Genomic DNA, 269 nt, shown 5'->3' on the forward strand with positions numbered 1-269 from the left:
CTTCCTGCAACGTATGACTCCAACCTACGCTTCCTCAAACGGTCGCCTGGATATCTGGTGGGACAACCGTTCTGACTTCAACGCCAACGGCGAAAAAGCAGTCTTCTTCGGTGCGATGTATGACCTGAAAAACTGGAATCTTCCAGGCTTCGCCATCGGCGCTTCCTACGTTTACGCATGGGATGCTAAACCTGCGACCTGGCAGAGCAATCCGGATGCGTACTACGACAAAAACCGGACTATTGAAGAGTCTGCATACAGCCTGGATG

1 protein-coding gene is annotated in these 269 nt (G+C 52.0%); it reads left to right on the forward strand.

Annotated features, from left to right (window positions below):
* Positions 1-269 (forward strand): hypothetical protein (locus R0J88_RS20460; RefSeq protein ID WP_410900944.1); only part of this gene is annotated, 269 nt, incomplete at both ends.

It is taken from the genome of Pseudoalteromonas sp. SIMBA_162 (genome assembly GCF_046535955.1).
In the GTDB taxonomy this organism is placed as follows: Bacteria; Pseudomonadota; Gammaproteobacteria; order Enterobacterales; family Alteromonadaceae; genus Pseudoalteromonas; species Pseudoalteromonas marina.